Annotated in this window: 25 protein-coding genes and 1 pseudogene; 11 read left to right on the top strand and 15 right to left on the bottom strand. The window is 42.5% G+C overall.

Going from position 1 to position 26317, the window contains the following annotated elements:
- Positions 1-49: 49 nt before the first annotated feature.
- Positions 50-427 carry a hypothetical protein gene (locus tag HBL79_RS09485; protein WP_035686179.1) on the top strand — a complete coding sequence of 126 codons (378 nt, stop codon included), beginning with the start codon at positions 50-52 and terminating at the stop codon, positions 425-427.
- Positions 428-609: 182 nt separating this feature from the next.
- Here HBL79_RS09485 and gshAB read toward each other — a convergent pair whose 3' ends face one another.
- The 10 genes from gshAB to trmJ form a co-directional block, all read right to left on the bottom strand.
- Positions 610-2886 (bottom strand): bifunctional glutamate--cysteine ligase GshA/glutathione synthetase GshB, encoded by a 2277-nt coding sequence (gshAB, locus tag HBL79_RS09490; RefSeq protein WP_035686181.1) that lies wholly within the window; start codon positions 2884-2886, stop codon positions 610-612.
- Between the two features lie 197 nt (positions 2887-3083).
- Positions 3084-3422, bottom strand: a complete 339-nt coding sequence (gene fdx / locus HBL79_RS09495; protein ID WP_035686183.1) for an ISC system 2Fe-2S type ferredoxin — start codon at positions 3420-3422, stop codon at positions 3084-3086.
- Between the two features lie 5 nt (positions 3423-3427).
- Positions 3428-5293: a Fe-S protein assembly chaperone HscA gene (hscA, locus tag HBL79_RS09500; RefSeq protein ID WP_035686185.1), complete on the bottom strand. Its 1866-nt coding sequence runs from the start codon at positions 5291-5293 to the stop codon at positions 3428-3430.
- Position 5294: 1 nt separating this feature from the next.
- Entirely contained in the window at positions 5295-5609 is a 315-nt protein-coding gene (locus HBL79_RS09505) for an iron-sulfur cluster co-chaperone HscB C-terminal domain-containing protein (RefSeq protein WP_035686188.1), read from the bottom strand.
- An 11-nt stretch (positions 5610-5620) separates the two neighbouring features.
- Positions 5621-6139, bottom strand: coding sequence for a Fe-S protein assembly co-chaperone HscB (hscB, locus tag HBL79_RS09510; protein WP_035686191.1), 519 nt, complete (start codon positions 6137-6139; stop codon positions 5621-5623).
- 11 nt (positions 6140-6150) lie between these two features.
- Positions 6151-6474, bottom strand: a complete 324-nt coding sequence (gene iscA / locus HBL79_RS09515; protein ID WP_035686194.1) for an iron-sulfur cluster assembly protein IscA — start codon at positions 6472-6474, stop codon at positions 6151-6153.
- A 62-nt stretch (positions 6475-6536) separates the two neighbouring features.
- Complete coding sequence (gene iscU, locus HBL79_RS09520) at positions 6537-6920, bottom strand: Fe-S cluster assembly scaffold IscU (protein WP_035686196.1); 384 nt, start codon at positions 6918-6920, stop codon at positions 6537-6539.
- Positions 6921-6941: 21 nt separating this feature from the next.
- The gene (locus HBL79_RS09525; protein ID WP_035686199.1) at positions 6942-8156 is read right to left on the bottom strand and encodes an IscS subfamily cysteine desulfurase; all 1215 of its coding nucleotides are present in this window, start codon (positions 8154-8156) and stop codon (positions 6942-6944) included.
- Between the two features lie 119 nt (positions 8157-8275).
- Positions 8276-8746 (bottom strand): Fe-S cluster assembly transcriptional regulator IscR, encoded by a 471-nt coding sequence (iscR, locus tag HBL79_RS09530; RefSeq protein ID WP_035686202.1) that lies wholly within the window; start codon positions 8744-8746, stop codon positions 8276-8278.
- 58 nt (positions 8747-8804) lie between these two features.
- On the bottom strand, positions 8805-9554 hold the full coding sequence (gene trmJ / locus HBL79_RS09535) for a tRNA (cytosine(32)/uridine(32)-2'-O)-methyltransferase TrmJ (RefSeq protein ID WP_035686204.1): 750 nt from the start codon (positions 9552-9554) through the stop codon (positions 8805-8807).
- Between the two features lie 172 nt (positions 9555-9726).
- On the opposite strand from trmJ, the gene suhB reads away from it, so the two are divergent.
- The 3 genes from suhB to HBL79_RS09550 all read left to right on the top strand — a co-directional run bounded on the left by suhB (position 9727) and on the right by HBL79_RS09550 (position 12569).
- A complete protein-coding gene (gene suhB / locus HBL79_RS09540; RefSeq protein WP_035686207.1) occupies positions 9727-10533 on the top strand; it encodes an inositol-1-monophosphatase in 807 nt (268 codons plus the stop codon).
- 268 nt (positions 10534-10801) lie between these two features.
- Positions 10802-11620, top strand: a complete 819-nt coding sequence (locus HBL79_RS09545) for a Cof-type HAD-IIB family hydrolase (protein ID WP_035686210.1) — start codon at positions 10802-10804, stop codon at positions 11618-11620.
- 31 nt (positions 11621-11651) lie between these two features.
- Positions 11652-12569 (top strand): Dyp-type peroxidase, encoded by a 918-nt coding sequence (locus HBL79_RS09550; protein WP_035686213.1) that lies wholly within the window; start codon positions 11652-11654, stop codon positions 12567-12569.
- A gap of 38 nt (positions 12570-12607) precedes the next feature.
- Here the strand turns inward: HBL79_RS09550 and HBL79_RS09555 are convergent, their stop codons facing one another.
- Positions 12608-13321: a tRNA1(Val) (adenine(37)-N6)-methyltransferase gene (locus HBL79_RS09555; protein ID WP_035686215.1), complete on the bottom strand. Its 714-nt coding sequence runs from the start codon at positions 13319-13321 to the stop codon at positions 12608-12610.
- An 82-nt stretch (positions 13322-13403) separates the two neighbouring features.
- Here HBL79_RS09555 and srmB point away from each other — a divergent pair, with 82 nt between their 5' ends.
- Both srmB and asd read left to right on the top strand, forming a co-directional pair.
- Positions 13404-14720 (top strand): ATP-dependent RNA helicase SrmB, encoded by a 1317-nt coding sequence (gene srmB, locus HBL79_RS09560; protein ID WP_035686218.1) that lies wholly within the window; start codon positions 13404-13406, stop codon positions 14718-14720.
- 231 nt (positions 14721-14951) lie between these two features.
- Complete coding sequence (gene asd, locus HBL79_RS09565; protein ID WP_035686221.1) at positions 14952-16067, top strand: aspartate-semialdehyde dehydrogenase; 1116 nt, start codon at positions 14952-14954, stop codon at positions 16065-16067.
- Between the two features lie 93 nt (positions 16068-16160).
- Here asd and HBL79_RS09570 read toward each other — a convergent pair whose 3' ends face one another.
- Positions 16161-16655, bottom strand: coding sequence for a YfbU family protein (locus HBL79_RS09570; RefSeq protein ID WP_035686224.1), 495 nt, complete (start codon positions 16653-16655; stop codon positions 16161-16163).
- A 26-nt stretch (positions 16656-16681) separates the two neighbouring features.
- Positions 16682-17422, bottom strand: coding sequence for an MlaA family lipoprotein (locus HBL79_RS09575; RefSeq protein WP_035686227.1), 741 nt, complete (start codon positions 17420-17422; stop codon positions 16682-16684).
- A 312-nt stretch (positions 17423-17734) separates the two neighbouring features.
- Between HBL79_RS09575 and carA the strand changes: the two genes are divergently transcribed.
- From carA to HBL79_RS09600, 5 genes are all read left to right on the top strand, one after another.
- Positions 17735-18859 (top strand): glutamine-hydrolyzing carbamoyl-phosphate synthase small subunit, encoded by a 1125-nt coding sequence (carA, locus tag HBL79_RS09580; RefSeq protein WP_035686229.1) that lies wholly within the window; start codon positions 17735-17737, stop codon positions 18857-18859.
- Positions 18860-18862: 3 nt separating this feature from the next.
- On the top strand, positions 18863-19714 hold the full coding sequence (locus HBL79_RS09585) for a PhzF family phenazine biosynthesis protein (RefSeq protein ID WP_035686231.1): 852 nt from the start codon (positions 18863-18865) through the stop codon (positions 19712-19714).
- Between the two features lie 63 nt (positions 19715-19777).
- On the top strand, positions 19778-22975 hold the full coding sequence (carB, locus tag HBL79_RS09590; protein ID WP_035686233.1) for a carbamoyl-phosphate synthase large subunit: 3198 nt from the start codon (positions 19778-19780) through the stop codon (positions 22973-22975).
- A gap of 309 nt (positions 22976-23284) precedes the next feature.
- Positions 23285-23623, top strand: coding sequence for a P-II family nitrogen regulator (locus HBL79_RS09595; RefSeq protein ID WP_035686235.1), 339 nt, complete (start codon positions 23285-23287; stop codon positions 23621-23623).
- A gap of 28 nt (positions 23624-23651) precedes the next feature.
- Entirely contained in the window at positions 23652-24341 is a 690-nt protein-coding gene (locus HBL79_RS09600) for an ammonium transporter (RefSeq protein ID WP_035686237.1), read from the top strand.
- A gap of 82 nt (positions 24342-24423) precedes the next feature.
- Here HBL79_RS09600 and HBL79_RS09605 read toward each other — a convergent pair.
- Positions 24424-25075 (bottom strand): annotated as a pseudogene (locus HBL79_RS09605) (IS1595 family transposase).
- Between the two features lie 102 nt (positions 25076-25177).
- Entirely contained in the window at positions 25178-26074 is an 897-nt protein-coding gene (locus HBL79_RS09610) for a VirK/YbjX family protein (protein WP_035686244.1), read from the bottom strand.
- Between the last annotated feature and the right edge of the window lie 243 nt (positions 26075-26317).

Below are 26317 nucleotides of genomic sequence, written 5' to 3' on the forward strand. Positions count from 1 at the left end.
CCGCTTTTTTATTATCAGTTGGCAAGAGAGCAAAAAGAAGGAATATTTAATGAAGTTTAAAGATCTGATCAAAGATCCCGAAAGTGAAGGGTACTTAAAAAATAGCTCCAAATTAATTACCGCACTTTTTATTATTGGCGGTATTGCCTATTACCCAACGAAAGGATATGGCACGGTGATTGCCCTTGTGATCGCTCTGATGATATTGGTAGGGCAAAAATTATTACTTTCACAAATTAATAAAGATTTTGCGGAAATGTATTTCGCTAAATCACAATTTGAGCAAAATCAGAACCCTGAGTATCTCACTTTTATCCTTCTCCGTTCTGATCAAATTCTGCAAGACAATAAGGTGCTCTCGAAGAAAGCGAAAAAAGAATTATCGGCTTTACAGCAATATGCCACAGAAAAATCCAAACAAATATAGTCGGTTAAGTTCAAAACAAGACAAGGCTTTGAGCTGCAGATAGTATAAATGGTATGGCAAGGTTCGTAGCCTTGTATGAAAGTGAAATCAATTTAGCTATATTTTGTTAAACGATTATAAATGGGCTTAATGCAATGATTAAGCCCATAAAAACTAAGGAAAAAATGACCGCACTTGAAGTATTAATGCGGTAGCTCAGGGAAGAGCATTTTTATCACATTGAGCGTCAAACGGCGTGATTTTCCTGAATAAGGGAAAATGTGCATCATCATCATTGGATTAAAATTGGCTTCAATTACGCCCCAAGATTGCAAGCTTGGTTCGGCAGGTTTGTGGAGATCTGGAATGATGAGATCTACGCCACACACTGCAGCCCCCATTGCTTTGGTGATGCCCACCGCGAGGGCTTTATAGCTTGGGTGCATTTCATCGGTCATATCAATGCTATCACCGCCTGTGCTGATATTTGAATTTGCGCGTAACTGCACAATGCGCCCTGCTTCAGGAATACTATCCACCGTTAAGCCTTGCTCTTTGAGTTGCAGTTTTTCAATATCGCCAAGAGCAATTTTTTTCAATGGTGTACGACTGCCATCGCCACGCAATGGGTGATCGTTTTTCGCCGCGACCAATTCTGCCACGCTGTGTTTGCCATCGCCCACCACATTGGCTGGCACGCGTAATAGCACGGCAAGGGTTTCATCACCTAGCACGAAGAAACGATATTCCGTGCCGCTTAGGTAATCTTCCACCATCACTTCTTTATCTTCGCGGAAGGCAATTTCAATGGCTTTCGCAAAATCTTCACGGTTGCTAACACCTTGTTGGAAAATAGTGATACCTAAACCGTAATTGGTGGATTTTGGCTTAATCACTACGGCGCACCCTTCAAATAAGCCGTAATTCGCAATGGCTTGTTCGGCGGAGGTAAATTCCAAACTTTGTGGCACGTTAAAGCCTGCTTTATGCAACACTTTTTTGGTGACCACTTTGTTTTCCATAATTAATGGTGAAATGTAGCTGTCTTTTGAGGTCATATTTCCGTTTTTCACATATTCAATATGATCGCCCACTTGCAAGCAAAGGAACTGATCCTGCTCGTCCAAAATTTCTGTTTTGATGCCTTTTTGGATCAAATCAAACAATAACGCTTGGGTGGATAATTCCATATTATCAAAGGCTTCCAATGCATAAAAACGCTCAAAAGCATTGGCTTTATATTGTTGCGCAAGGGCTGCCCCAAGTTTTTGATAATCACCTGCTTTTTCAATGGCTTGCACTAAACGTCCGCCAAGGGTTAAAGCTGGATCGGCAAACTGTTGTAATTTTTGTTGCACGATTTCACTGATTTCTTGCGGTGCGTGAATTTCTTCCAACATTGCAAGCAGTTGATGAAGCAGGGCTTCTCCCTCTTGGCGATATTGGGTTGGGGCAAGCGGATTTTCTAATGCCACTTCAGCCAATCTGGCTTTACCGAGTTCCACACCATTTTGATCCACGGTTTCATCAAGCCAAATCATTAATAAAACGAAGTAATGGATAAATTTCGCATCGCTGAGGGTGATACCGTATTGATCGAACGGGTTAAGATCGAACAAGCGAAACTCTAAATATTGAATACCGTTGTTGAGCAATTCGCGAGCTTTTTTCGCACCACGCAAACGCACATTGGAATAAAACTCTTTTTCGGCGATCAGCTTTCCGCTGTTTACCCAATGCTCAAGACTTTCTACATATTGCTCAATGCTGTCGAAAGACACTTTGATTTCAGGAGCATTCACATAGCCATATTGGCTCGAACGCAGGCTTCGCACATATTGCCCCGCTTTTAATGGGTTGCCTTGTTTGAAATAATTATCTTGCACCGTTGGCGTAGCTGCTAGTAGATAGAGCAGAACCCATTGATAACGAAGGAAATTCTTCGCCATTTTGAGATATAAATCATTCTGAAATTGCACCGCACTTTGATATTCTGACTGCGCTTTGAAAAGGGTTTGTACTAGTTCAGGATCAAGCTGGAAGTTGTAATGAATCCCACTCACCATTTGCTTATTTTTGCCATAAGATTTCACTAAATGCTCGCGGTAAGCCACATCTTCGGCATTGTCTAATTGCGCCACTTGAATTTGATCTTCTGGCGGCAAGCCTGCTGGCATACTGAGTGGGAACAAATATTCATCTTCTGGAATAGAACGCAGCACCACTTGATGAATGGCAGAAAGCCAACGCAAGCTATCTTCCAATTTATGCTGTGGCGGGGTGATCATTTCTACTTGGCTTTCAGCAAAATCCGTTTGAATATAAGGGTGATACGATCGATTGCCAAAAACCTTAGGGTGTTCAGTGGTTACGATAGAACCGTCTGCGTGTACACGCTGGCTCTCTTTTTCAATCCCAAATGAGCCTTGTTGGAATAACAGCCCAAGATGGTTTTGCTTAATGGTTTGTTGGATTTTCATATTTTTCCTTCTATTCAAGGTCAGGGCAATGCTGACTATTATCTAAGCTCATTACTAAAAAGGCAAAAACTAAATCTTTATGAGTTATAGCGATTTGATCTTAAACAAATCACGACATATTTCGCCATAAAATAGATAGGCGGATTTTACTCCGCCCCAGTTAGAAAACCTTAATCAGTTTTTGCTTTTGTTCTCGCTTAATGCTCTTCTCTGGCGTGGTTTAAACTGTATTTTGGAATTTCCACCACCAAATCTTCATTACCAATTTGGCATTGGCAGCTTAAACGGCTGTCCACTTCTAAGCCCCAAGCCTTGTCTAGCATATCGTCTTCGGCTTCGGTGCTTTCATTTAAACTATCAAAACCTTCGCGGATCACAACGTGGCAGGTGGTACAAGCACAAGACTTGTCGCAAGCGTGTTCAATTTCAATGCCGGCATCTAATGCCACATCTAATAAATTATCCCCTTCGGCAGCGTCCACCACCATTCCTTCCGGACAAAGGGTTTCGTGAGGTAAAAAAATGACTTTAGCCATAATCACTATTCCTTAAAATTCTCAATTTCATCAATAGAATGCCCAGACAGAGCGGTTCTAATTGATTTATCCATACGGCGTGCCGCAAATTCTTGCGTGGCACGATCCAAAGCTTTAATGCCTTGTTTAATGGCAAGGCTATCTTGTTGTTGTACTAATGTTTGCAAAGAAATTAACGCATTTTTCACCGCACTTAATTCTTCGTCATTCAGCAGATTTTCATCTTGTTGCAAGGCGGATTGCACGCTTTCAATCACACGCGAGGCTTCAACACGTTGTTCCGCAAGCAAGCGAGCCTGAATATCTTCTTTGGCATTTTCCATTGAGGCTTTTAGCATTGCGGCGATTTCTTCATCGCTTAAACCATAGGACGGCTTCACCTGAATAGACGATTGTACGCCCGTAGATTTTTCCATTGCGGTAACGCTAAGCAGACCGTCCGCGTCCACTTGATAGGTAACGCGAATATGTGCTGCCCCTGCTGCCATTGGGGGAATGCCTCGCAAGGTGAAACGAGCGAGCGAACGACAATCTGCCACCATTTCACGCTCCCCTTGTACGATATGCACGCTCATTGCGGTTTGACCGTCTTTAAAGGTGGTAAATTCTTGTGCTCTTGCCACAGGAATGGTGGTGTTGCGTGGAATGATTTTTTCCACCAAACCGCCCATTGTTTCAATGCCTAAAGAGAGCGGAATTACATCAAGTAGCAACATTTCGCTATCTGGCTTGTTGCCGACTAAAATATCCGCTTGAATTGCTGCCCCCAGTGCCACCACTTTATCGGGATCGATAGAGGTTAATGGCTCACGTTGGAAAAATTCTCCCACTTTCTCACGCACAAACGGCACACGGGTTGAGCCGCCAACCATCACCACTTCTCGCACCTCTTGCGGGCTAATGCCTGCATCTTTTAAGGCACGGCGACACGCCATTAAAGAGCGTTTGAGCAACGGCTCAATCAGCTGATTAAATTCATCGCGACTGAGTTCCCCTTGCCAATTTTGATATTGAATAGCCGTGCTTGGCTCATCAGATAAACGGGTTTTCGCCTGTTTTGCTAACTGCCAAAGCTCGCGAGTTTGCTGATCGTTTTGTGGGCTAATGCCAGACTGAGCCACGATCCAATCGGCAATCAAATGATCGAAATCATCACCACCCAGTGCGGTATCGCCGCCTGTTGCCAACACTTCAAACACACCTTTGGATAAACGCAAAATGGAAATATCGAACGTGCCGCCGCCCAAATCATACACCGCGATCACGCCCTCTTGTTCGCTATCCAAGCCATAAGCAATGGCAGCGGCGGTAGGTTCGTTGAGTAAACGCAACACTTTTAAGCCCGCGAGGGTTGCCGCATCTTTGGTACTTTGGCGTTGTGCGTCATCAAAATAGGCTGGCACGGTGATCACCGCCCCTTGCAATTCGCCACCTAGGCGTTTTTCTGCAAGTGCGGTCAATTTTTTCAGAATTTCGCTTGAAATTTCAATGGGACTACGTAACCCCTGTGCGGTTTCAAACACGGGTAAGCCGTTTTCACTTTGCTGAAAGCGATAGGGCAAATTCGGATAGCGATGTTGCACATCCGTTAAGGATCGCCCGATCAAACGTTTCACCGAAATAATAGTATTTTGTGGATCAAGGCTGGCAAGTTCCCCCGCTTCATAACCCACGATAACAGGCTGATTGGCGGGAAAATGCACGATAGAAGGGGTTAAAGCACGCTCTTTTTCATCAAGCAAAATTTCTGCCATTCCGCTTCGTACGGTGGCAACCAGTGAATTGGTCGTGCCAAGATCAATTCCTACGGCTAATTTATGTTGGTGCGGTGCGGCACTTTGCCCCGGCTCAGCAATTTGTAATAACGCCATTCTATCTCTCTTTCTCTATATGCACATCAAGTAAGCTATCTCCAAGACGATCTGCTTCAAGCAATAATTTTTTGATAAAACGCAGTTGATCGTCGAGCTGTTGTGCCTGTTCCCAATTTTGTTTGGAACGTGCGATTCTTAATTGCCCCTTAATTTTAAGCTGATGTTGTTCAATCTCGTATCTCAAATCCCCAAGCTCATTGGGAAAAAGGTCAAGTTCATCAGCGTTCTGGGCTTGTTCGATGTTTTCCTCGATGTCAAGCTCGATCTTTTGAAGTTGTTTTTGCCATTCTTCCATTATTTGTAATAAGGCCATTCTCTTTCTCTTTAAAAATCCATTAAGTTATCTTCAATGCGTTCCAGTTCAAGCAATAATTTTTTGATAAAACGCAGTCGATCGGTGAGCTGTTGTGCCTGTTCCCAATTTTGATCGGAAAGTGCGGTGCTTAATTGAGCCAGAATTTCACGCTGATGTTGTTCGATCTCATCGCGAAAGGCTTCAAGCTCGGTGGTGTTTTGGGCTTGCTCGATGTCTTCAAGTTGCTCTCGCCATTGCATTTGTTGCATTAGAAATGCCATATCGTGATTGGTTTTTTCTTCCACATTTTGGCTGCCTAAATGCAAGGCAATAATGCTATCAGCACGGGCAATGGGATCTTTTAATATTTGCAAGGCATCATTCACTTCTGCCGATTTTTGCATTGCTAAACGCTGTTCTTGCGTTGAACGATGTGCAAAATTATCGGGATGCAGGGATTTTTGCAATGCCAAATAACGGTTATTCAAGAGATCAAGATCAAGTGAAAATGCCACTGGCAAATCAAACAATGCAAAAGGATTGTTCATTGGTGTTCCTATTAAACGTTAAAACTTTCGCCGCAGCCACATTCATCTTTCACGTTAGGATTGGTGAATTTGAACCCTTCGTTTAAGCCTTCTTTGACAAAATCCAGTTGTGTGCCGTTGAGATACACCAAGCTTTTGGTATCCACGATTACTTTCACACCGTGATCTTCAAAAACTTGATCGTCTTCGTTTAAGGTATCCACAAATTCAAGCACATAAGCCAAGCCTGAACAGCCTGAGGTTTTAATGCCTAAGCGTAACCCAATGCCTTTGCCACGGTTAGCAAGGAAGGTTTTGACGCGATTTGCTGCACTTTCGGTTAATGTTACGCTCATAAGGTTCTCCACAAAATGATGAAAAGTGCGGTTAAATTTCACCGCACTTTTATTTGCTTAAATTATTCGCCGCGTTTTGCTTTGTAATCAGCGATAGCTGCTTTAATGGCATCTTCTGCCAAAATGGAGCAATGCACTTTTACTGGTGGAAGTTCTAATTCTTCCGCAATTTGGCTATTTTTGATGGCTTGAGCTTCATCAAGAGATTTGCCTTTCACCCACTCAGTGATCAATGAGCTTGAAGCAATGGCTGAACCGCAGCCGTACGTTTTGAATTTCGCATCTTCAATGATGCCGTCATCATTCACTTTGATTTGTAACTGCATTACATCGCCACAAGCCGGCGCGCCCACCATTCCACTTCCCACGGTTGGATCTTTTTTGTCGAATGAACCTACGTTACGCGGGTTTTCATAATGATCGATTACTTTGTCGCTATATGCCATTTTTCTGTTCCTTTTGCTAAATTAATGGTGAGTCCACTCAATTGAGTTAAGATCAATGCCTTCTTTGAACATATCCCATAATGGGGATAATTCTCTTAATTTTTCCACCGCACCTTTCACCAGATTGATGGTGTAGTCAATTTCTTCTTCGGTGGTGTAACGTCCCACAGTAAAGCGGATTGAGCTGTGTGCAAGCTCATCGTTTAATCCTAAAGCACGCAACACATAAGACGGCTCAAGGCTGGCTGAAGTACAAGCTGAACCTGATGAAACGGCAATATCACGCAATGCCATCATTAGACTTTCACCTTCCACATAGTTGAAGCTGATGTTTAGGTTGTTGTCCACACGGTGTTCCATTGAACCATTCACATAGGTTTCTTCGATGTCTTTTAAGCCGTTGTATAAACGATCACGCAATGCTTTTAAGCGTGGCATTTCGGTTGCCATTTCTTCTTTACAAATGCGATAAGCCTCGCCCATACCCACGATTTGGTGAACAGGCAATGTACCTGAACGCATACCACGTTCGTGGCCACCGCCGTGAATGATCGCTTCTAAACGAACGCGCGGTTTACGGCGTACGTATAGTGCACCAATCCCCTTTGGCCCGTAAAGTTTGTGGCTTGACATCGACATTAAGTCCACGTTCAATTCCGCCAAATTAATCGGCAATTTACCCACGCTTTGTGTTGCATCGGTGTGGAAAATAATTTTGCGCTCACGGCAAAGATCGCCAATGGCTTTAATATCTTGGATCACCCCAATTTCATTGTTAACGTGCATAATGGACACTAAAATGGTGTCATCACGCATCGCATTTTTTAATTCTTCTAAGTCGATTAAACCGTCTGATTTCGGTGTTAAGTAGGTAACTTCAAAGCCTTCACGTTCTAATTGACGGCAAGTATCTAGCACCGCTTTGTGTTCTGTTTTGCAGGTGATAATGTGTTTGCCTTTGCTTTGATAAAAATGCGCAGCCCCTTTAATGGCAAGGTTGTCCGCTTCTGTTGCGCCTGACGTAAACACGATTTCACGGCTATCCGCACCGATTAAATCGGCAATGTGATTACGCGCCACATCAACGGCTTCTTCTGCTTGCCAGCCAAATTTATGAGAACGGGAAGCTGGGTTCCCGAAGGTGCCTTCGATGGTTAAAAACTCCATCATTTTTTTGGCAACACGTTCGTCCACAGGGCAAGTTGCCGCATAATCCAAATAAATAGGTAATTTCATTCTACACTCCTAAAAAAATCTATTATTTTGCACCGCACTTTATTTATTAAAGCTAAGGGCTTCACTTTATTAAAGCTAAGAGCTTTATTTTTAAGGTAAAAGATTTTGATGATAAAACACTAAGCGTTTTCGTTTAGCATCACTAAATTGTCAAAATCTTTATGATGACGGTGCTGAGGCTTTTCCTGATGATGTTTTTCCACCAGTTCCGCCAAAGTAATTTCATTTAAAAAATTTTCAATTCGCTGGCTGAGTTCGTCCCATAAAGAATGGGTTAAACATTGCTGCCCGCCTTTGCAATCCCCTTGTCCTAAGCAACGGGTTACGGTGATATTTTCATTCACCGCAGCGATGATCATTCCAATGGAAATTTTATCGCTTGGCTGCCCAAGCTGATACCCCCCACCAGGGCCACGCACACTTTTCACTAAACCGTGGCGGCGTAATTTTGCGAATAATTGTTCTAAATAAGAAAGGGAAATATGCTGTCTTTCTGAAATATCAGCCAAGCTAACAGGGCCATTTTCAGTATTTAATGCAATATCTAAAATCGCAGTTACAGCATAACGACCTTTTGACGTTAATTTCATCTTCTACTTCCTTCTAGCAATTAGGCGGTTATCTTACATAACCTTCTAAATTAGTCAACTATTCCCTATTGAAATTTCCGCTTTTTTCCACCGCACTTAACATTCCGCGTAGGATATTTAATTCATTTTTTTCCACTTCAGCGCGCAGATATAAACGTCTTAATTTTTGCATAACACCTTGATTTTGAATGAAACCTAGCTGTTGATAAAGGCGTTCCGTATGGGCAAAAAAGTATTCTAATTCCTGCGCCGTTGGATAGGTGGTTTCTATTGATGAAAGAGAAAAATCCACGTCTTTTTTATTTCCTTCCTTTTTATTTTTTTCTAACCACGCCATTCGCAATTCATAGCTTATTAATTGCACTGCCATTGCTAAATTCAGCGAAGAATAATCAGGATTGGCAGGAATGGTTAAATGATAACGACATTTCAGCAATTCTTCATTGGTTAGCCCAATACGTTCGCGCCCGAACACGATAGCGACTTTATGCTGTTTCGCAAAGGCGACCGCTTTTTCTGCACAAGCACGGGGTTCAAGTAAGGTGCTTTGCAAATGGCGCAGGCGAGCGCTTGTCCCAATAACAAATTCACAATCTGCCACAGCTTGATCAAAGGTTGGCACGATAACTGCATTTCTCACCACATCATCAGCCCCCGCTGCTAATGCAATGGCTTGCTCATCAACCCCTTGTTTTGGCTCAACGAGATAAAGCTGGTTTAATCCCATTGTTTTCATTGCGCGCGCCGCTGATCCAATATTGCCACTATGAGAGGTTTCTACTAGCACAATGCGAATATTTTCTAACATTTTGATTCTGCATTATCTGACTACAAATTGTGGGTATTCTAGCACAATACCCACAAAGTGCGGTCAGAAATAGGAAAATTTTTCACGCCTAACTGGGTTTTTCTCGCTTTTTGCTTAAAAAATCACTATAATTCGTGACCTTAAATGATGTTCTTTAAAATCTGGTGGAAATATGAATCCAATGTTAAATATCGCTATTCGTGCGGCACGAAAAGCGGGCAATATTATTGCTAAAGGTTATGAACGCCGTGATGATATTCAAACTGTCGCAAAAAGTACCAATGATTTTGTTACCAATATTGATAAAGCCTCAGAAGCGGCGATTATCGATGTGATTAGAAAAGCCTACCCCGACCATACGATTATTACCGAAGAAAGTGGGGCATTAGAGGGCAAAGATAGTGATGTACAATGGGTGATTGATCCACTAGATGGTACGACAAACTTCGTGAAAGGGTTACCGCACTTTGCTGTGTCTATTGCCGTTCGTGTGAAAGGCAGAACAGAAGTGGGCGTGGTGTATGATCCTATCCGCAACGAACTGTTCACCGCATCACGCGGACAGGGTGCGAAAATTAACGAGCTTCGCCTGCGTGCAGAAAACATCAAGCGTGAATTACAAGGCATAATCTTAGCCACTGGTTTCCCATTCAAAAAAACAACCGCAATGCCAACCCAATTTGCTATTATGAACACCTTAGTGAGTGAAGGGGGTGTCGCTGATTTCCGCCGCACAGGTTCAGCAGCGTTAGATATGTGCTATGTGGCAGCCAACCGTGTTGATGGCTACTTTGAAATGGGCGTGAAAGCTTGGGATATTGCAGCAGGTGATCTTATCGCCCGCGAAGCAGGTTGTTTAGTCACTGATTTTGAAGGCGGACACAGCTATTTAACTTCAGGCAACGTGGTCGCCGCTCCTGCACGTTTAGTGAAAGAAATGCTAAATAAAATTCAGCCTTGTTTAGATATTTCTCGTTAAATAAAAACCTTTTATCGTTTAATTACTAAATTGGAACGTAGGTGAGCTAATTGCTTGCCTATTTTACTTTAAGCCATATCTAAAAGTATAAAAAACCATTCAGAGAGGCTTTGATTCTCTCATCATAAAAACATTGTGGCTGTAGTAGATAGTCAGGTATGATAAACTGGAAAAATGAAGATAGCTTAGCTCATAGTAAATTCAATTAATCTATACAAGAAATTATTTAACTTTTTATAACATAAGAATATGAATGCGAGGCAATTAAATGTCTATCCCAAACTATCAACAACAGATAAAAGCCGTATTTTTTGATATTGACGAAACGCTATTTTCAAAAAATACGAATTATCTTCCCGAAAGCACCCAACTTGCGATAAAAAAACTCCGAGAAAACAATATATTAGTTGGTATAGCAACAGGAAGAGCCCGCTGTAGTTTCCCAGAAAAAATTAATAAACTTATAAAGTTAGAAAACCTTAATACCTTTATTACAATGAATGGGCAATATGTCGAATATCAAAATCAACTCATTGAAAAACATCCCATTTCTACAGCAAAAATACAAAATTTAACGCATTTTCTTGAAAAAAATAACATTGTTTATGCTTTTGTATCGAATAATAAAATTTGTGTATCAGACATTACATCTGAGTTAAAAGAAGCTCTCGATCCCATTACAACGAATTATCACGTAGAAAAAGATTATTTTAAAAACAATGAAGTCTTCCAAATTTTAGCATTCTATTCTAATACTCAAGATAACCTTATTAAGAATGCACATATCTTAGATAATTTAAAAACTGTACGCTGGCATCCTAACTCCGTAGATATTTTTGATTCTGAAGGCTCAAAAGCCAGAGGAATTAAAGCAATTATTCATCACTTAGGTTTAACAATGGAAAATGTTATGGCTTTTGGTGATGGTCTTAACGATATAGAAATGTTAAATTCAGTAGGTGTTGGCGTTGCAATGGGAAATGGACATACCTCATTGAAAAAGGTCGCCTCTCACATTACCGATCGTATAGAGGAAGATGGTATTTATAATTTTCTTATAAAATCAAAACTTATAGATAACAAATAAACACACTCTCAACAAATAGAAAGGAAATATTATGGCTGCTTTACAAAATGTTCTTGATGAACCAAACAAAAACACCATTTTTATGGTGTGGAATTTTCACGATAATATCGACGTAAAACCCGCTTTCCAACAACTTTGCGGATTAATTGGCAATCTTAATAATTCAGCGAAAACCCGTTTTCCTGATGCCAAAGCCAGCGTAGTAATGGGCATTGGACACGATGCGTGGTTACGCCTTGATTTACCACAGCCGTTGCCAAAAGAGCTTGCCCCTTTTGAACCAATTAAAGGTGCAAAATATACCGCCGTGGCAACCCGTGGCGATTTGCATTTCCATATTCGTTGTGATCAACCAAGCTACTGCTTTGATATTGCACAAAATATCACCGATGTATTACACGATGTGGCGAAATGCGTGGTGGATATTCAAGGCTTCCGCTATTGGGACGGACGCAGTATTCTTGGCTTTGTGGACGGCACAGAAAACCCACACGATCCAGAAGACCGCATCTTATTCGGCACCGTAGGGGAAGAAGACCCTGCTTACCAAGGCGGTAGCTATTTATTCGTACAAAAATATGTTCACGATATGCAAGCGTGGCGTGCGCTGTCATTAAGCGAGCAAGAAAAAGTGTTCGGTCGCTCTAAAGCAGATGACATTGAAATGGACGATGACACCAAACCAGCTAACAGCCACAGCGCATTAGCTAACGTGGGCGATGATCGCAAAGTCATTCGCGACAATATGCCCTTTTCTGCTAACGGCGAAGTGGGAACTTATTTCATTGCCTATGCCAACACCTTCAGTACCGTGCAAGCAATGCTAAACAATATGTTTATCGGCAATCCAGCAGGCAACTACGACCGCTTGCTTGATTTCAGCCGCACCCGCACAGGCACACTTTTCTTCGTCCCAACCTTAGATATGTTGGACGAATTTGCGGAGTAATCTCACCAACCTAGCACGTTTGTGCTAGGTTTTTTTATTCAAAACTTCAGATAAAATTCTTTCGTCAATGCCACAAAATCAGGGTGGTATTGATTATTTTCGTCATAAATAATCAGTTGTGAATATTGCATAGGTTCAGCTAGTTTACGAAAAGTGAGTAATATTCGTTGTGCTGGCTTGCCAATTTTGGTTATGACATCGCATTGCTCCGTGCAATAAAGTGCGGTGCTTTTTTGCAAGATTTTTCCCGCCTCATAAGGCAACACAAATTGGATTTTACCCTGTTCATTTAAGCATTGTGCTGCCACATTGAGCCAGTCATTATGGCTTTGTTCAAGGGTGTAGCGGGCAAGATCACGTTGTGCATTTTTGCAAGCTTGCGCAGGTTCAAAATAGGGCGGATTAGCCACAATTAAATCAAAGAAGTGCGGTGGATTTTGTGCGAATTTTGCTATATCCATTTGATATAGCGAGATTTTCTCAGCCCAAGGGGAAGCCTGAATATTTTCCTGCGCCTGTTCTGCCGCAGCATTATCAAGTTCCACCGCACTAATATGGCAATTTTGCGCCGTGCGTTGTGCCAACATTAACGCAATTAACCCCGTGCCTGTGCCGAGATCCAAAAGGTTTTTTGCCCCTTGAATATCTGCCCAAGCGCCAAGCAAAATGCCATCTGTTCCCACTTTCATCGCACAGCGATGATGATTAACCTGAAACTGCTTAAAGCGAAAACCTTGATTTTTCTTTGCCATAAACTTCCCAAAAATTGACCGCACTTTGCCCCTAAAGTGCGGTATAATCTGCACTAATTTTTTCCTAATAGTAACAATAAATATGAACTTAGCACAATTTGAAGAATTGGATCTCGCCCCAGAATTATTAAAAGCCTTAGCGAAAAAAGGCTACCAACGCCCCACCGCCATTCAGTTGGAAAGCATTCCAGCGGCAATGGCGGAGCGAGATGTGCTAGGTTCAGCCCCAACGGGTACGGGGAAAACCGCTGCTTTCTTATTGCCCGCCTTGCAACATTTGCTGGATAATCCACGCCGTAAACCTGGTACGCCAAGGGTGTTAGTTCTCACCCCAACTCGAGAGTTGGCGATGCAAGTGGCAGAGCAAGCGGAGCAATTAGCACAATTTACTAACCTTGATATTACCACCATCACAGGCGGTGTGGCGTATCAAAACCACGGCGAAGTGTTTAACAGCAACCAAGATTTGGTGGTCGCCACACCGGGGCGTTTGCTGCAATATATCCAAGAAGAAAATTTTGATTGTCGCGCGGTAGAAATTCTGATTTTTGACGAAGCGGATAGAATGTTGCAAATGGGCTTTGGACAAGATGCGGAAAAAATTGCTGCCGAAACGCGCTGGCGTAAACAGACCTTGCTGTTTTCTGCCACATTGGAAGGGGAACTGCTAATGGATTTTGCAGGGCGATTACTCAATGACCCTGTGCAAATTGATGCGGAGCCAAGTCGCCGTGAGCGTAAAAAAATCCAACAATGGTACTATCACGCAGACAGCGATGAGCATAAAGTGAAATTGCTTGCTCGTTTTATTGAGCAGGAAAAGGTGAGTAAGGGCATTATTTTCGTTCGTCGCCGTGAAACCGTGCGAGAGCTTTCCGACACTTTGCGTAAACGTGGCATTCGCAGTACCTATTTAGAAGGGGAAATGGCACAAACGCAACGCAATAATGCCATTGATAAACTCAAAAACGGTGTGGTAACCGTGCTAGTTGCCACCGATGTGGCGGCACGTGGGATTGATATTGATGACATCAGCCACGTGATGAATATGGATTTGCCTTACAGCGCAGACACTTATTTACACCGTATTGGACGCACTGCGCGTGCTGGTAAAAAAGGCATTGCGGTTTCTTTTGTTGAGGCTCACGATTATAAATTGCTCGGCAAAATTAAGCGTTATACTGAGGAATTGCTTAAACCTCGGATTATTGAAGGCTTAGAACCGCGTACCAAAGCACCGAAAGACGGTGAAGTAAAAAAAGTGAGTAAAAAGCAAAAAGCTCGTCTCAAAAAAATACGCGATGATAAGAAAAAAAATGAACAACAGAAAAAAGCTAAACTACGTCATAAAGATCAAAAAAATATTGGAAAACGTCGCCAACCAAAGAATAAATTGTAGATGAAATATCCTATTTTTATAAAAAGATCAATATCACTCAACTTTTTTTAGAAAAAGGCTTGCTTTTGGAGAAGCTATCTTGTAGGTTTTTTCCTACGATTTAACGTAATAAATCCTTTGCGAATAGTTGGTGTAATGAGCTAGCAAGTGAGCATCATTAATCATAAAATTGCTCACCTCATTTCACCAGTATTCTCTTTTCAACACAACATTATCTATAAGGAAAAATTTATGCAAAACGTAGGTTTTATCGGTTGGCGTGGAATGGTTGGCTCAGTGCTAATGGATCGTATGCAACAAGAAAATGATTTCGCTAATATCAACCCTATCTTTTTCACCACTTCACAAGCAGGTCAAAAAGCGCCTGTATTTGCTGGTAAAGATGCAGGCGTGTTAAAAGATGCCTTTGACATCGCTGAATTACAAAAATTAGATATTATCGTTACCTGTCAAGGTGGTGATTACACCAACGAAGTGTATCCAAAATTAAAAGCCACAGGCTGGAACGGCTATTGGATTGACGCTGCTTCTGCATTGCGTATGGATAAAGACGCGATCATCGTGCTTGACCCCGTAAACCAAAATGTGATTAGCGAAGGGCTAAAAAATCGCGTGAAAACCTTCGTTGGCGGTAACTGCACCGTTAGCTTAATGTTAATGGCATTGGGTGGCTTATTTGAGCGTGATTTAGTGGAATGGGTATCTGTTGCCACTTACCAAGCCGCATCAGGTGCAGGTGCGAAAAATATGCGTGAATTATTAGTGCAAATGGGCGAATTGGAAGCGTCCGTAAACGCTGAATTGAGCAACCCTGCCTCATCAATTTTAGACATTGAACGCAAAGTAACAGCAAAAATGCGTGATGCTTCTTTCCCAATCGATAACTTTGGCGCCCCACTTGCTGGTAGCTTAATCCCTTGGATTGACAAATTATTGCCAGAAACAGGGCAAACCAAAGAGGAATGGAAAGGCTACGCAGAAACCAACAAAATTTTAGGTTTAAGCGACAATCCAATCCCAGTGGACGGTTTATGCGTGCGTATCGGTGCATTACGTTGCCACAGCCAAGCTTTCACTATTAAGTTGAAAAAAGATTTACCATTAGAGGAAATTGAACAAATTTTGGCATCGCACAATGAATGGGTGAAAGTGATTCCAAATGATAAAGAAACCACCTTACGTGAATTAACGCCTGCTAAAGTAACAGGTACATTAAGCGTACCAGTAGGGCGTTTACGCAAATTAGCGATGGGGCCTGAATATCTCGCCGCCTTTACTGTAGGTGATCAATTATTGTGGGGTGCGGCTGAGCCAGTACGCCGTATTTTAAAACAATTAACCGCATAATAAAAAAGGGAGCATTATGAGCTGCTCCCTTATATTTTATAATCTTATACCAATACTGGTGTATTCCATTGTATCTGTTACAGTCCCGAATCTTTAAGCATTCAAAATCTTCTGAATTTCTGCCATACTTAAATGATATTCGTGCGGACAGCTACGCCAAGCTTCAAGCATTTTGATATATTTATCCCACATTGGCGTTTGTGAATCACAGCCGTGTTCGCATTGCATAAATTCTGGGTATTTACCCTCTGTGGTGGTGATAAAACGTAAGTAATTGAGGTATTTTTTCTCACGCACCGCACAATAACCGGCAAATTGTAAACGGTGTGGCGTAACAGCAGATTTGTCGCCGAGATTATTATAAGAAACGTGCAAGGCGTGGTACATTTCCAGCGTGTCGCGCACAGTTTGGCATTCTTGTTCTGAAAGGTTAGAGAACTCTTTGTCTAACTCTTTTAATTCTAAGCCAAATCCGCCTTTCACGATCGTCTCCAAGCGTGTATATTGCGTCGCATTATTTGGATCTAATAAGCCCATTAATTTATATTGATTGGCTAAGATCAAACGCTGTGTTGAGGTCATTTCCATTTTTCATTCCTTCTTATTTTTAGTCTTTAGTCAATTTCTTTTAGTTCGTCAGCCGATAATGCGGGCGTTTCACTGCTCACATTGCCATCTTTAACATGATATTCCAAATTTTGGAAATAGGCTTCACGGAAGGTGACATAAGGATCTTGTGCTTGTTGTAAAAGGGCGTCTTTATCAAGCAGTTTGGCACGACTATCAATGCCTTGAATACCCCATTTCAATAATCCCCAAGGGCCAAGCAAAGATAGCATTGGGTAGGTAGTATCGACTAAATTGCCTAGATCTTGGCGTGGCGTTGCAGGTCCATACATTGGTAACATCACATAAGTACCCGTTTCGACACCATAAGCACCTAATGTATCACCGAAGCGGCGTTTTTCTTCCACGCGTAATGGTGGGCTTGCACTTGCCCAGTCAATCAAGCCGCCTAAGCCAAAAATACTGTTAATCCAGAAGCGATTAAAATGCACCATTGCTTTTTTAAATTCACCTTGCAATAGGCGATTGACGAAACTGGCTGGCTCATCAAGGTTATTCGCCACATTAATAATGCCCGTTTTCACTGGCTGCGGCACATAGTTTTTCCAGCCTTTTGCAACAGGTTTAAGAAGATAAGGATCAGCGACATGATAGTTAAAATCAAACATTGCGCGGTTAAAGCCCTCTAAAGGATCTTTGCGCTCCCCCGTTTGTGGATCAAGCGTGGCACAGCCTGTAAGCATTGCAGAACCCAGCACCAGGCTGGCAAGTAATACGGATTTTTTCATAAATAAGCCTTGTTACTTAAAATAAGGTACATTGTAAACAACTTGGTGAAAATCTACAAAATAAATCAGAGAAAAATAAATCGCTTGCATTATATTGATTATTTATGCAAAATTAATGAATAAATATATTGTTTATTCCTTACGAATTTGCTTGAATATTGGGCTATTGTCTTTTAGAATTAGCCCGTTTAGCCTGTGAGCTAACCACCAATGTAATTTAGCCTAAACGCCAGACATAAAGTGCGGTGTTTTTTTGCTAAATTTCGGTTAATGAGCATTCGTAAGTGTTCACCTACAATTAAGGAGTTTTTTATGTCTAGTCCAGCAATTTTAGTCTTGGCTGACGGCAGCGTTTTCCACGGCACCTCTATTGGCGCAAGTGGCACAACCATTGGCGAAGTGGTGTTTAATACGTCAATGACCGGTTATCAAGAAATCTTGACTGATCCTTCCTATTTCCAACAAATCGTTACTCTAACCTATCCCCATATTGGCAACACTGGCACCAATAATGAAGATCAAGAAAGCAATGCGGTGTATGCCAGCGGATTAATCATTCGCGATTTACCTTTATTACACAGCAATTTCCGCGCCAATCAAAGCCTAGCAGATTATTTAAAAGCCAATAACGTAGTGGCCATTGCAGACATTGATACGCGCCGTTTAACCCGTTTATTGCGTGATAAAGGGGCAATGGCAGGCTGCATTATGGCAGGCGAAGTTGATGAACAAAAAGCCCTTACACTGGCACAAAGTTTTGGTTCAATGGCTGGCAAAGATTTAGCCCAGCAAGTTACCTGCCAAGCGCCTTATGAATGGACACAAGGGGAATGGCAATTAGGCAAAGGCTATAATCCACAGCCAGAACAGAAATATCATATTGTCGCTTACGATTTCGGCGTGAAGCACAATATTCTCAGAATGTTGGCAGAGCGTGGCTGTAAAATCACCGTTGTGCCAGCTAAAACTTCCGCCGAGCAAGTGCTGGCTTACCAACCAGACGGCATTTTCTTATCCAATGGCCCAGGCGATCCTGAACCCTGTGATTACGCCATTAGTGCGATCCAAACTTTACTGGCAAGCAAAAAACCAATTTTCGGCATTTGTTTAGGCCACCAATTATTAGGCCTTGCGGTGGGTGGAAAAACTAAAAAAATGCCATTCGGCCACCACGGTGCAAACCACCCCGTGCAGGATTTGGATTCGCAAAAAGTGTATATCACCAGCCAAAACCACGGTTTTGAAGTGGACGAACACAGCTTGCCAAAAAATGTGAAAATAACCCACCGCTCTTTATTTGATAATTCCGTGCAAGGCATTGAGCTAACCGATCAAGTGGCATTCTCTTTCCAAGGCCACCCTGAAGCCAGCCCTGGTCCAAATGATGTTGCCTATTTGTTTGATAAATTTGTCGCGGCGTTAGCACAAGGGAAGTAACCAATGCAAGCTTATCCTTATGTGATTGCGAACGTGTTTGCGAAAAGCCATTTTGGTGGTAACCCCTTAGCAGTATTTCCAGAGGCTGATGAGCTTTCGCAAGACACAATGCAACTTATCGCACGCCAGTTTAATTTATCGGAAACGGTGTTCGTGCAGCAGGCGAAAACACAAAGTGCGGTACGAAAATTAAAGATTTTTACTCCAGATTATGAAATGCCATTCGCTGGACACCCCACCATTGGAGCGGCAGCGGTGCTACATCAATGGCTTAATTTGCCTAAACATTATCAACTGGAAACGGAAGCGGGCTTGGTGGAAATCATTCATCAAAATGAACACATTACCTTTGGGTTACGCAATCCCATCAGCCTAACACTCAGCCCTATTCAGCCGACTGCAATGGCAGAAATGCTCGGCTTGGCCCCTGAAAACCTTGTGGGCGAGGTGGTGAATGTCAATACAGGAACAGAGCAAACCTTAGTACAACTAGTCAGCGAGCAAGCGGTAAAAACGTGCAAAATTAACACCGCACTTTTCTTGTCGCACTTTCATAATCGTTCCCTTTATTTGTGGCACGAAGCGGAAGACAAAGTAACCTCTCGCCTGTTTTTTCCACAACAAGGGGCAGTGTTAGAAGATCCCGGTACAGGCTCAGCGGCAGCAAATCTTGGAGGCTGGGCAATTAAAAATCATCGCATTCCACTGGATTGGCAAATTTTCCAAGGCGATGTGATCAACCGCCCAAACCGACTTTCTTTAAAAGTGGATAAGGATAAAACCATCTGGGTAGGTGGAAAAGTCATTGAAGTCGCAAGTGGTAAATTTTTCCTCCCAGAGGATGCCACTGAATAACTGATTATATAACGATTACATAAATGAATAATCCTAAAATTTTAACGAATACAGAGAAATAAAATGCCAAAACGTACAGACATAAAGACAATATTAATTATCGGTGCTGGCCCGATTGTGATTGGGCAGGCTTGTGAATTTGACTACTCAGGCGCGCAGGCCTGTAAAGCCTTGCGTGAAGAAGGGTATAAGGTGGTGCTAGTGAACTCTAACCCTGCCACCATTATGACCGATCCCGATATGGCGGACGTAACCTACATCGAGCCGATCACTTGGCAGACGGTAGAAAAAATCATTGAGAAAGAACGCCCTGATGCCATTTTGCCAACAATGGGCGGGCAGACTGCGTTGAACTGTGCCTTAGACTTATCCAAAAATGGCGTGCTGAAAAAATACGGCGTGGAACTGATCGGGGCAAGTGAAGATGCCATTGATAAGGCGGAAGATCGCGGACGCTTTAAAGAAGCAATGGCGAAAATTGGCTTAAATACGCCAAAATCCTTTGTCTGCCATACCTTTGATGAAGCTTGGGCGGCACAGGCGGAAGTGGGCTTCCCAACCCTAATTCGTCCCTCTTTCACAATGGGCGGTTCGGGCGGCGGGATCGCCTATAACCGTGATGAATTTGTCGCCATTTGCGAACGCGGTTTTGATGCCTCGCCAACCCACGAATTATTAATCGAACAGTCCGTACTCGGCTGGAAAGAATATGAAATGGAAGTGGTGAGGGACAAAGCAGACAACTGCATTATCGTCTGCTCCATTGAAAACTTCGACCCAATGGGCGTGCATACGGGAGATTCCATCACCGTTGCGCCAGCGCAAACGCTCACCGATAAAGAATATCAAATTATGCGTAACGCCAGCCTTGCGGTGTTGCGTGAAATTGGCGTGGATACGGGCGGTTCAAACGTACAATTTGCCATTAATCCTGCCAACGGCGAAATGATCGTGATCGAAATGAACCCGCGTGTGAGCCGTTCTTCTGCCCTCGCCTCGAAAGCCACGGGCTTCCCCATCGCAAAAGTGGCAGCGAAATTAGCGGTGGGCTATACGCTAAACGAATTGCGGAACGACATCACGGGGGGATTAATCCCTGCCTCTTTTGAACCATCTATTGATTATGTGGTTACCAAAGTGCCACGCTTTGCCTTTGAAAAATTCCCGCAAGCGGACGATCGCTTAACCACGCAAATGAAATCCGTAGGGGAAGTGATGGCAATGGGACGCACTTTCCAAGAAAGCTTACAAAAAGCCTTGCGTGGTTTGGAAACGGGCATTTGTGGGTTTAATTTGCTTTCCGAAGCCCCTGAGAAAATCCGCACCGAGCTAGGTAACCCTGGCCCGAACCGCATTCTTTACGTTGCTGATGCCTTTGGTGCGGGCTTTAGCTTGGAAGAAGTGCATCATTATTCCAAAATCGACCCGTGGTTCTTAGTGCAAATTCAAGATTTGGTGCAAGAAGAATTGGCACTTGAGCAAAAAACGCTGGAACAGCTCGATTATGCAGAGCTTCGCCGCCTAAAACGCAAAGGCTTCTCCGACAAACGCATTGCTCAGCTAGTGAAAAGTAGTGAAAGTGCGGTGCGAAATTTACGCAAATCTTTCCATCTTCACCCTGTCTATAAACGGGTGGATACCTGTGCGGGCGAGTTTAAATCCGACACCGCATACCTTTATTCCACCTATGAAGAAGAATGCGAAGCCAATCCTTCTGATCGTAAAAAAATTATGATCTTAGGCGGTGGGCCGAACCGCATCGGGCAAGGTATTGAGTTTGATTATTGCTGTGTACACGCCGCCCTTGCCTTGCGTGAAAGCGGCTTTGAAACCATTATGGTGAACTGTAACCCTGAAACGGTTTCCACCGATTTTGACACCTCAGATCGCCTTTATTTTGAGCCGCTCACCCTTGAAGATGTGTTAGAAATCATTCACGTTGAACAGCCTTATGGCGTAATCGTGCATTATGGCGGTCAAACCCCGCTGAAATTGGCAAATGCCTTGGCAGAAAATGGCGTGAAGATTATCGGCACATCGGCGGATAGCATTGACGCGGCGGAAGATCGCGAGCGTTTCCAACAAATTTTACAACAGCTCGGCTTAAAACAGCCAAACAACCGCACCGCACGCAATGCCATTGATGCGGTGAAATTGGCGGAAGAAGTGGGCTATCCACTGGTGGTGCGTCCTTCTTATGTGCTGGGCGGGCGTGCAATGCAAATCGTGTATAACGTGGACGAACTCAATCAATATATGCGTGAGGCGGTGCAAGTGTCGGACGACAGCCCGATTTTGCTCGACCATTTCCTAAACAATGCCATTGAAGTAGATGTGGATTGCATTTGCGATGGCGAACAAGTGGTGATCGGTGGCATTATGCAACACATCGAACAAGCGGGTATTCACAGTGGTGATAGTGCGTGTTCACTTCCGCCATACTCTTTGAGCAATGAGATTCAAGATGAAATTCGCCGTCAAACGGTAGCAATGGCGAAAGCCTTGAACGTGGTAGGTTTAATGAACGTGCAATTTGCCGTGCAAGATGGCGTGGTTTATGTGTTAGAAGTGAACCCGCGTGCCAGCCGTACTGTGCCGTTTGTGAGCAAAGCCACAGGGCGACCATTAGCCAAAATCGCCGCGCGTGTAATGGCAGGAATGAGCCTCAGCGAACAGCAAATTCAAGGCGAAATTCAACCGCACTTTTATGCAGTGAAAGAAGCGGTTTTCCCATTCATCAAATTCCCAGGGGTAGATACCATCTTAGGCCCTGAAATGCGCTCTACTGGCGAAGTAATGGGCGTGGGCGAAACCTTTGCCGAAGCCTTCATCAAAGCCCAACTCGGCGCAGGCGAACGCATTGCGAAAACAGGTAAAGTGTTCCTTTCCGTGGATAACAAAGATAAAGCGCGTTTATTACCAATCGCCCAGCGCTTGCAAGAACAAGGCTACGGCTTATGCGCCACCATTGGCACGGCGAACTTCCTGCGTGAAAACGGCATCTTCGCGCAAATCGTCAATAAAGTGCGTGAAGGCCGCCCACATATTGTGGACGCGATCAAAAATGGCGAAATTGCTATGGTGATAAACACCGTAGGCAGCCTGCCTGAAAGCGTGGAAGACAGCCATTCTATTCGCCGCAGCGCATTACAACAAAAAGTGTTTATCCAAACCACCCTCGCCGCCGCCGAAGCCTTAGTGGAAAGCGTGAAGAATTTAGATGATTATGCCGTTTACCCACTGCAGTCGCTAAAACGTTAATTAAAGAAATTACCCTTCTATTTCGTTGTAGGGGTTATCTCTTAGATCGCCCATTGTTTGAATAAACAATGGGCTTTCTTCCCACCATCAAACTATAGTCATTTGATTTCAAAATAAACTTGCACAAATCCACCTTACCCTATTACTTACACTATCTTCAATTCGTTATCTCAAATCACTTTCAATTTGAAATATTATATAAACAAATCATCTTATTATTTGAAAATATCCAATCAAATTTGTATTTTTATATATAAAACCCAAGCAAACACAACATTAATTATACTAACCATCATACAGGAGAACTTTATGAAACTCATCAGTGCCATTATTCAACCTTTTAGGCTAGAGGACGTGAAAGGAGCCTTAACCGCCATTGGCATTCGTGGCATTACCGTCAGCGAAGTGCGGGGCTTTGGACGGCAAAAAGGGCATACTGAAATTTATCGTGGGAGTGAATATCAGGTGGATTTTATCCCGAAAATTCAAATTGATATTGCCCTTGCCGATGATCTAGTTGAACCCGCAATCGATGCTATCGTTGATGTCGCTCAAAGCGGAAAAGTGGGCGACGGCAAAATTTTCGTGCTTCCTTTGGAGCAAGTGGTGCGTATTCGTACCAAAGAAACCGGTGAACAAGCTCTATAACATAGAAAACGAATTGAGGAATCGCAAAATGAAAAAATTCAGTGGGTTATTAACCCTTTTATGCTTCCCCCTGACATCGCACGCCGCTTTATCAGGCTGGGTGCAACCTTTCTCAGTCATTAGTGCGGGGGATACCGCTTGGGTAATGTTATCCGCCATTTTAGTTCTGTTTATGACAATCCCTGGGCTAGCCCTGTTTTATGCGGGAATGGCAATGGTAACCACACAAATTTCTGCCGCTGTTGGTGCATTAGCGTGGATTTTCTGTGAAGCTTGCTATCGCCACAAACCGTCCGCCTTAGGCTTGGCTTCGGGGGCTGTGGCGGGGTTAGTGGGTATCACCCCAGCGGCAGGCTTCGTTGATGCACAAAGTGCGGTTTTCATTGGCTTTATCACCAGTGTGATCTGCTTCTTCTCCGTAACCAAACTCAAATACAAATTAGGCTACGATGATTCCTTAGACGCCTTTGGAATCCACGGTATTGGTGGAATTGTGGGAGCCGTTTTAACTGGCATTTTCGTTTCCGACGACATCACGGGCAGCGAAGGGGCAAGCCTTTGGATACAAATTGAAAGCGTCCTTATCACTCTCGTTTATAGCAGTGCGGTTTCGTTTGCTTTATTATGGGGAATGAGCAAATTTATGACACTTCGCGTAGAGAGAGATGAAGAACGTCAAGGTTTAGATCTCACTTCACACGGCGAACGTTTGGAATAATTTCTCACTCAATCAGGGCAATTCGCCCTGATTTTTCAAATGTAAAGTGCGGTATTTTTTAAGGGGCTGTAGTAGATTAGCCCTAAATTTCACACCATTTTCGCAATATTTTTAACTGCTCTTTTGGTGTCCCAAAGTTAAACCGAAATTCACATTCCTTCAAGAATAAAGGAAAGTTTTTTCGGTTAATTCCATTATATTTTCGCAGTATCCGCTTCGCCTGATTCCAAAAATTTTCAATGCCATTAATATGATTTTGTTTCACCGCAAATAGCTCGGAATGATTGATTCGTTCGTGGTGAAATTCACTCACATCAAGAGCATCATAACTGCGATAAGTGTCCGTATAAACCCAGCTATCAGGCTTGATTTTTCTTTTAACAGGGAGTAATGTTTCACTCTTGGTGTTTTCAACCACAACAGTAAATACCTTTCCTTGTCGTTTTAGTAACCCAAAAACAGCAACTTTTCCAGCCGCTCCTCGTCCTCGTTTTCCCTTTCGATGACCACCAAAATAGCTTTCGTCTAGTTCAATTTCCCCCTCAAAAATCTCGTTAACTTCAAGGGATAAATGATGGCCAATCACAAGCCTGATTTTATGGTAGAACAAAGCGGCTGTATTCGGTTGAATATCTAGCAAATTTGCTGCCGTTCTTGCAGTAACTTCTGCGACAAAAAACTCAAGCAGTTTTTTTCTGTATAGATTTCTTTAATTTACAATATGTTATCTTCATTTTTGTAGTATAGCATTGTTGCTAATCTACTACAGCCCCTTTTTTAATATTGTTTTTAGCTCCAAAATCAGCTATCCCTTATATGTTATACACTACCTGATCTTATTTTAAACTTAAGCTATCATTATTTTTTACATTGAGTACTTGATAAAAAACCTGCTGAATATTTTGCAACATTGCATAACGTTTACGATACATCGATCGCTTATTACTCGACACGGTTTCTAAATCTTTCATTTCAATACCTATTGGAAGTTGCCAATATTCTTTTAAAACGCCTCCACTTTCTTTAAAAATCACATCGTAATCGACTATATATCTAGAAGCCCGAACAAAACGAGATTTATTTTGATACTTCTGTGGTATTCCCAACAAACGCTTATAGCCTAAAACTTGAGTAAAAATCTTCATCACTTCAACCATTAAATAAGCAGGCCTTAACCCATAACACTGCTTTGTTAATTGTTTTACGATATCTTTTGAACCTTCACAATTTGGTCCCTGCACAACAGCAATAAGTAAGGCGTCTTCCACTTTACCAAAGGTCAATAAATAGATAAGTTCATTTGTTGGTTTATGAATAAGCTCAAACGTCCAATAACCTTCCATTGGTTGATGGGTCGTTAAAGTGAGAATAAGCTCAAAATCTGGAATAACTTCTCCAAAAGAAATGGGACGTTCCCACAATGGAGCGATACCTAATTTTGCAAGTTCAATAGGTAAAAATTGCAAATTATCACAAACCGCCACAAATCGTTGTTTACGAGTAAAGCGTTTATCTAAAAAACGATGTGCAATAGGATAGCTCCAATCGGCTCGAGATTCTAATAGATTAATTAACCAAGGTTGCTGATTTACGAAATGTTCAAATTTCTTGATATAGTTAAAATGTAACCAACTTCGCAAACGATAACGTAAACGTTTTAACCGATAAGACTTGTTATTACGATCTGGATAAAGTAAGACTGGCTTTGGCCATTGATAATCAGGTGTTGTCATAATCTTATTCTATTAGAAAACAGGAGAGTTAATTTTCCCATAAAATCAGAAAGTTGAGTATGTTTTTTCATAGTATTTTAGGAACTGTATCAAATTTCCTCAACAAAGGGGCTTTTATATGTTCTTTTAATACTAAATTTAACCATAATCTCCCATAAACTTCATCATCTACAGCTTATCATCACGGCTTAAAGTGGTAATAAAGAAAGTGGTAAGGTATGATAACGGGAATGAATGATATGG

Source organism: Avibacterium paragallinarum (assembly GCF_011765605.1).
Classification (GTDB): Bacteria; Pseudomonadota; Gammaproteobacteria; order Enterobacterales; family Pasteurellaceae; genus Avibacterium; species Avibacterium paragallinarum.